The organism is Endozoicomonas sp. (assembly GCF_031844845.1).
GTDB lineage: Bacteria > Pseudomonadota > Gammaproteobacteria > Pseudomonadales > Endozoicomonadaceae > Endozoicomonas.
The window spans coordinates 1-6,916 of record NZ_JAVRMB020000221.1 but is presented as its reverse complement, the minus strand read 5'-3'; the positions used below and the strand labels follow the sequence as shown (position 1 = coordinate 6,916).

Genomic DNA, 6,916 nt, shown 5'->3' with positions numbered 1-6,916 from the left:
GCTTGATACCGCCGAAAAGTTCGCAGAACTCAAAGTCGGTTGTCCATTTTGGAATAAGCTGGGTCAGGTTGTCGGCCATGGTCTTTTGTCGGGTGTTGTGAAAGGGCAGAAAGAATCAAAAGTTAAGGATTTGGATTCATCTACTTGTTCTTGGTTATATAGTTGATTTTCCTGGAGAGTGCTTTTTTTCAGGGGTTTGCGGCCAGATAAGCTAGAAAGCCTGTGGATACCATAAAAAAAGGAAAGAAAGGAATAACGTACTACCTTCAGGGTATTAACAAAAACCCTGAAACAGGTAACAGACAATGTCATCAGGAAACAGAAAAGGCAGGGTTCCCGGTAAAGGGAACGTGATAATTGATGAAGAGTTTCTGAAAAAAGCAGAAAAAGAAGCTGCCAGTGGCGGTAGTTATATTGCTATCGCTCACGCTCTTGGAATTGCTGAGAGCACTCTTCATAAGCACAAAAAAAAAGCAGCTGCATTTCGTGAAGCCCTTAAGCGAGGCCAGGGACAAGCCATTCGTGAAGTAGAAAATGCCTTATTTAAAGATGCCAAGTCAGGGGTTACAACAGCACAAATATTTTTCCTGAAAAACCGTTGTCCTGAAGAATGGAGGGACCGGCATGAAGTGGAGGCCAAGGTCGATGTCAGTGCGTCTGACGCTCTGGAATGGGTTCGCAAACAGGATGAAGATGTGCAGCTGGAAAGGCAGCAAAATACGGAGGATCCGATAGAAGAGGAATCTGAATACATGAGGCATTAACGACCATGGTTTATTCAGATAAAACAATTCAGCCAGAAGTTGATTTTAGAAAGCAGATAATCGCCTGTCGTCATGATCCTTACCGGTTTGTGAGAACACTCATCAAGTTTCCGGATGGTGGTAAGCCAGACTCATGGCAGACAGAACAATTGAACCGTATTCGAGATGCTCTGGAGCAAGACAAACTGGCAGTGATTCGTGAAGCGGTGTCATCAGGGCATGGTATTGGTAAATCGGCTTTAGTCGCCTGGATTATTCTGTGGGCAATGTCTACCAAACCGCATCTGGCAGGCATTGTTACCGCCAATACAGAAGCGCAGTTGAGAACCAAGACGTGGCGGGAACTGTCGGTCTGGCACAAACGCTGTATCCATCATTACTGGTTTCAATGGACCGCAACCAAGTTCTACCAGGTACAGAATCCTGAAACATGGTTTATCTCTGCAATCCCTTGGAGTGAGTCACGACCTGAAGCCTTTGCCGGTTTGCACGCTGACCATGTGTTAATTCTCTACGACGAAGCCTCTGCAATCCCTGATGCAATATGGGAAGTGTCTGAGGGGGCAATGACCACACCTCGAGCCATGTGGTTTTGCTATGGAAACCCGACGCGGAATACCGGCCGGTTTCGTGAATGCTTTGGTAAATTCAAACATCGTTGGAATCACACTCAAATTGATAGCCGTACCTGCAAGATGACGAATGATGAACAGTTGTCGCAATGGGTTGATGACTACGGAGAGGATTCTGATTTTGTCAGGGTTAGAGTTAAGGGAGAGTTCCCCAGGGCAGGCAGTCTGCAATTTATCCCGTCAGATCATGTTGCCAACGCAAGGTCGAGAACGATTGAGCATTCTGTTTATTTTCACATGCCGGTATTACTGGGAGTGGACGTTGCCCGGTTTGGTGATGATCAATCCATAATACTGGTTCGCCAGGGCAGAAAGGTTTTACATATTTTCAAATACCGAAACCTTAACACGGTTCAACTGTCAGCAAGAGTTATAGAAAAAACACAGCAGTTTAAACCGGTATGCACCTTTGTTGATGTAATCGGTATTGGAGCCGGTGTCGTTGATCAGTTAGTAGAGCTTGGATACCGGATACAGGAGGTCAACGCCGCTAATAAATCCGACGATGAAGAAAGGTACCTTAATAAACGGGCGGAAATGTGGGGACGCATGAAAGATTGGTTAGCCGGGGAGGTTGATATACCCGATGACCCTGAATTAGCCGACGATTTAACCGGACTGGAATACGGCTATACAGCGACAAAGTTTCAGGTCCAGCTGGAGAAAAAGGAAGATATGAAACGAAGGGGGTTATCGAGTCCTGATTGCGGGGATGCACTTGCACTTACGTTTGCAGAGCATGTTGCACCATCTTTCCATGAGCATGGAGAGCGTGATGGTCTTATCTTGCCAGACGAAATTGATTGGGAAGAAAGTGAATGAATAGCTTGGCAGCACATCTATTGTTACTGCGTAACGTATGGTCAAACGGACAACTAAACACGGTCAAAATACCAAAATTACGGATAAAACCATAAAGCGACTTTTTCCGTGACTATTCATACGAAACAAACCACTTCCGGCCGTAATTATATTGATGAGAAATACGGTCGTTTTTTTCGTAATAATGACATTGAAAGACTGTAACCACAGAGCCTATAGTAAAAGACTGAATACCCGTTTTAGGGTAGTGGCACTAAGCATAGGAGGTAAAGGCGAGAAAAGTGATACTGATCAAACCATTCCGTACAGCTGCTCGGAATGGTCTGACAGGTTATCAGGTACGGTTAGAGCTTCATGATTACTGCTAGACGGTTTTTATGAACATCTTGGTCGCCCCATAACCATTTTGAAGTTTTGGTCAGTTCCCGTATGTCAGGGATAGAATGGTATTCATAATTATCCTTATCCATACGGCCTGCTTCCATTCCCTTTTCAATGGCCATGCTGATTAGTTTTTCCCACATTCTTCGACCATCACGGGTCTGTTCTGAATCGCTGACCGCAATACTGTATTGCCCGATCAGAAAATCAAAAAATACAGACTCAACCAGCCCATGGGTATCATTGCCGCCATTGATCCGGTTTTCACGCCAGATCATGACCTGACGTACTGGCTGATCGGTATGCTGCTTAATACTAAAATCAACCTTTTCTATGTGGTTGTAGTAAAGAACAGCTTTACGGTCATGATCCAGAAGGTATATCTGAACCTCTATTCCTTCGTCAGGATTACGAACCATCTTCAGTTCATGATGTTCGCTGACAAGTTTAAAGCTAACGAGCGGAAGCAAACTTTCGCCCTGAAGCTGACAGTACCGGTTGTAAGACTCTTCATTTTGATCAACGTCTTCCAGTCGCTCGCGCAGATCAGCAGCAGCCTTGTCATCCAGCATTTTAGGCATTTTTTTATTCATCCCTAAAGATTAGTACTTCGATACCAAATTAGTATGCCTGAATCGGTCTTTTAGGTATATCGGCAAAATCAACATCAAAAGAATGTTTAACCAACTGACCAACAAACAACGTCCGTTAGTCTTGTTTTTCTTGTTTTTACTTGTTTTTCTTGTTTTACCCTACTCTACAGATCAATAGATATGGGGGCTGTAGCGGTCTATGGTGGAGCTTTTAACACCTTAAGGTGGAGCTTTTAACACCTTAAGGTGGAGCTTTTAACACCTTAAGGTGGAGCTTTTAACACCTTAAGGTGGAAAATCGATATTCATATTCACCTTAACCGGATATGATGACAGGCACGTTCAACTAACGGATTTTTTCACATGCCAAGGATCATGACCGATATTGATCACATAAAAATCACCAAGGCGAATAAGTTGGTTGAAGTTAAATTGCTGGAAGTGGGTAACCGGTTGAAATTGAGGGACCAGAAAGTGGTCTTGGCCGTGGTTGGCCAGATGTCACCGGAGGATGAAGATTTTAAGCATTACCAGGTAACGATTAATGAATTGGTAGCGCTGACCGGGATAACCAGCGAAAACCTGTATAGGGACATCGACAAAATATGTCTTCGGTTGATGTCCAGTGTCATCACTATCAAGGAGCCGGGCAACCCTAAAGGCTTCCTGATGGTGACTTGGTTTTCCCATTCCCGTTTTTACCCTGACAAGGGTTGTGTGGAATTTTCTGTTTCACCGGAACTCAAGCCTTACTTGTTACAGGTTAAAAACCAGTTCACCACCTACAGCCTGAATCAGGTAGTGCATCTTAAATCTACTTACTCAATTCGATTGTATGAGTTGTTGCGTCAGTTTCTGCCAGTGAAAGGCGTTAACAACGGGCGTCCTGTGGCTTTTCGAGAAATCACGGTTACTGACCTTCGAGAATACCTGGGTGTTGAAAAGGGTCGATACTCGCGGTTTGTTGATTTCAGAAGGTATATTCTTGATCACTGTCAAAAGGAACTGGCAGAACATACTGACCTCAAGTTTGAATACACTCTGATCCGTGCAGGCAGGAGAATCAATTCCATCAACTTTAAGATCGAACACAACGAGAAATTTGTAGAAGTTGAAAACTCTGATGTAGCAAGTGTTGCTATGCGGAGAAGAGAAGAGGCATCTCTAGAATTTTTAGGTGGGGCTGAGTGTATTCTCTCGCGTATACCTGACGCCACTAATGAAGAGGTACTCTTGATTTGTAGTGCCTATTCCAAAGAGGTCATTCTGGAAGGATTACTCGACCTTATAAGAGCTAAGGCGTCTGGTGGTGTTAAGGGTTCGGATATCAATTACTACAAAGGGATTCTAAAAAATAAACGCAGAGAAGATCAGGCAGCAGCTAAGCCGGAATCAAAATCGACTGAGCAAAAATTGTTTGACAGAAGTTGGGCTGAAGGTCTGGATCTGGATGAGACGGTGTAATCATGAATACTCAAAAGCATATCCTCCACGGTTTAAATTGCGGAGAACGTAGAAGATATCTATATGGGAAATGAAAAAAAATGTCGAAGTTTTAAGGTGGAATTTCTTGACCCCTGGGAAGTGGCATCCCTACCGTTACCCTATCCGGCAACCATCAACTTAGGAAAGAAGTCATCAAAAATGGAAAAGAAACCATTGAATAATTTGAGGGAGAAATCACCGCCGGAACTGGGTCCGGGCGGCATACCATTATACTTATTGCCAGCCTTCAGGAATCCCGTATCGAAACCAGAAGAACCATAGCCCACGAGATTAGCAGTTGTCGCCAACTGGCTACGTTCATGCTTGAGAAGGGTTAAGGGAAAGCCTGATTAGGATATGGAAAGGTGGGAAATCCCACCTTTGGCTATCGCTTCAAGCTGGCAACCATCGAGTATCTGGTTTGGACAATACGACAGTCATCTTAAAGGACTTCTGCATTAATCAACCAGTGACAACAGGTTTTTATCATTGAGTATCCGCATAGCCGTTTTGTATTCCGAACCGGATTCATTGATCTTAGGACGAGCATCTAACCAAACGTACAGTTTTAAATCCGCAATCTTGCCTGAATGCAACAAATATTTAACTGCAAACATTAGGTTTTTATCAGGATCGGAGCAGAATAAAGCATTGTCGCTAACAGCTTGTAAATCATTAGAGCAATTATGACTTACCGTTGACAGACCTCTTTTTTCCAACAGATCCACCATCGCGTTGTAGCCTCTTTCCTCAGCGACGGTCATATCCATCTTTTCCACTTTGACGGCTAAATTTGAGAAGAATGTTCTTTCGTAAGGCTTGTCTATCTCTGTTATATCTGAATAAATCCGATCAAAATAATATTGCTGATCATCATCAAAAGAATAAATATCAACAACCAGCGAATATTGATCAAGACTAGACAGGGGTGGAGACTGGTAACACAATCTTTTCCAGGAATTTAAGCGGTGCTTCTGTGCAGTACTCAGGGCAACCCATTGATTACAATTCGACTCAAACGCAGCCGGAGAAAAATCTTTCCAATCCAGTACCAGCTTTTCAGGCTGAACCGGTTTCAGAAAACCCGCACAACCAGACAGGGCCAATACGACCAACACGATAGACCATACATTTAAGCGAGCCATACCAGTATCCAGAAAACGACAGAGACGGAGTATGGTAAAAAAAGAGGATGTTCCATGCAATCCGTTATGCAACCACAACCCGGACAACCGGCACCACAAGGACTAGCACCACAGCAATCGGGCAGACCATTGCCAGAACACAGCAAATGTATGAAACCGTTGTGGGTCAGTATGAACAAGGAATTTTATGGAAAAGAAATCATTGGATAATATGAGGGATCAAGAGCCTCCTGCTTTGGGTCCTATATTGGGTGAGGACGGTTTACCTTTGTATGACCTACCAATCTTTAAAACACCAGTATCGAAACCAGAAGAACCATCGCCCACGAGATTAGATGTTGTCGCTAGCTGGCTACGTTCCTGCCTGGGACGGATGAAGGGAAAGTCCTGATTGGGATATGAAAAGGTGGGGAGTCCCACCTTTGGAATAGCTCAGTTTGCCTTTTGTAATCGCTTAACAGTCGCAACTGAAATACCCAGGTGTTCAGCTGTATCAGCAATGCTCATGGTTTTTCTGGCACTCTTAACGACTTCAGGTTCAACCGATTTCTGAGAGCCTTTGTACTTGCCTTCAGCCTTGGCTCTGGCGATACCTGCCCTTTGTCTTTCCAGCATCTTTCTGCGTTCCATTTCAGCAACCTTACTCATGATGGTTATCAGTAATTCCCCGGCATCACTGTCCAGATCAACACCCAGGCGAGTGATAATGATGTTTACTCCCATACCTTTCAGTTTGGCGATTGTCTGTTGAACGTCGATAGCATCACGGCCTAACCGGTCAATATCTACGGTTATGAGAGTGTCTCCATCACGAACATAGTTAAGCATGGCTGAGAAGCCTTCCCTGTCAGCGGTCTTTATCGTGCCGCTAACGGCATTGTCCATAAAGTCCCTTTCAATCTGGTAAACCTTCTCAAGTTCCATTCGTTGGTTCTCGATGGATTGTTCTTTGGTACTGACCCTGTAATACGCGACTGTGGCCACGGAATTTCCCCTGTTGAATAGTTGCCTTACTTGGCTCATTTGAGTTGGCTCCATGATATTGCATGGCTCAATGATAAATCAATACTTCATTGAGCTAAGTTTTATTGATA

7 protein-coding genes are annotated in these 6,916 nt (G+C 44.0%); 3 read left to right on the top strand and 4 right to left on the bottom strand.

Features of this window, described 5'->3' with window-relative positions; translation table 11 throughout:
- Nucleotides 1-305 precede the first annotated feature (305 nt).
- Nucleotides 306-764 carry a hypothetical protein gene (locus tag RM811_RS11625; RefSeq protein WP_402524295.1) on the top strand — a complete coding sequence of 153 codons (459 nt, stop codon included), beginning with the start codon at nucleotides 306-308 and terminating at the stop codon, nucleotides 762-764.
- A 5-nt stretch (nucleotides 765-769) separates the two neighbouring features.
- Nucleotides 770-2,218: a hypothetical protein gene (locus tag RM811_RS11620; RefSeq protein ID WP_402524292.1), complete on the top strand. Its 1,449-nt coding sequence runs from the start codon at nucleotides 770-772 to the stop codon at nucleotides 2,216-2,218.
- A 344-nt stretch (nucleotides 2,219-2,562) separates the two neighbouring features.
- On the opposite strand, the gene RM811_RS11615 is transcribed toward RM811_RS11620, so the two are convergent.
- Nucleotides 2,563-3,180 (bottom strand): hypothetical protein, encoded by a 618-nt coding sequence (locus RM811_RS11615; protein ID WP_402524290.1) that lies wholly within the window; start codon nucleotides 3,178-3,180, stop codon nucleotides 2,563-2,565.
- A 375-nt stretch (nucleotides 3,181-3,555) separates the two neighbouring features.
- Between RM811_RS11615 and RM811_RS11610 the strand changes: the two genes are divergently transcribed.
- The gene (locus tag RM811_RS11610) at nucleotides 3,556-4,656 is read left to right on the top strand and encodes a replication initiation protein (protein ID WP_402524287.1); all 1,101 of its coding nucleotides are present in this window, start codon (nucleotides 3,556-3,558) and stop codon (nucleotides 4,654-4,656) included.
- A 140-nt stretch (nucleotides 4,657-4,796) separates the two neighbouring features.
- On the opposite strand, the gene RM811_RS11605 is transcribed toward RM811_RS11610, so the two are convergent.
- The 3 genes from RM811_RS11605 to RM811_RS11595 form a co-directional block, all read right to left on the bottom strand.
- The gene (locus RM811_RS11605; protein ID WP_402524285.1) at nucleotides 4,797-4,985 is read right to left on the bottom strand and encodes a hypothetical protein; all 189 of its coding nucleotides are present in this window, start codon (nucleotides 4,983-4,985) and stop codon (nucleotides 4,797-4,799) included.
- A gap of 150 nt (nucleotides 4,986-5,135) precedes the next feature.
- A complete protein-coding gene (locus RM811_RS11600) occupies nucleotides 5,136-5,822 on the bottom strand; it encodes a hypothetical protein (protein ID WP_402524282.1) in 687 nt (228 codons plus the stop codon).
- Between the two features lie 432 nt (nucleotides 5,823-6,254).
- Nucleotides 6,255-6,806 carry a recombinase family protein gene (locus tag RM811_RS11595; RefSeq protein ID WP_402524279.1) on the bottom strand — a complete coding sequence of 184 codons (552 nt, stop codon included), beginning with the start codon at nucleotides 6,804-6,806 and terminating at the stop codon, nucleotides 6,255-6,257.
- Nucleotides 6,807-6,916: the final 110 nt, after the last annotated feature.

Bases quoted from the DNA above. Each gene is read 5' to 3' on its own strand.
- RM811_RS11610 (WP_402524287.1), top strand. From the start codon at position 3,556: ATGCCAAGGATCATGACCGATATTGATCACATAAAAATCACCAAGGCG.
- RM811_RS11620 (WP_402524292.1), top strand. From the start codon at position 770: ATGGTTTATTCAGATAAAACAATTCAGCCAGAAGTTGATTTTAGAAAG.
- RM811_RS11600 (WP_402524282.1), bottom strand. From the start codon at position 5,822: ATGGCTCGCTTAAATGTATGGTCTATCGTGTTGGTCGTATTGGCCCTG.
- RM811_RS11615 (WP_402524290.1), bottom strand. From the start codon at position 3,180: ATGCCTAAAATGCTGGATGACAAGGCTGCTGCTGATCTGCGCGAGCGA.
- RM811_RS11625 (WP_402524295.1), top strand. From the start codon at position 306: ATGTCATCAGGAAACAGAAAAGGCAGGGTTCCCGGTAAAGGGAACGTG.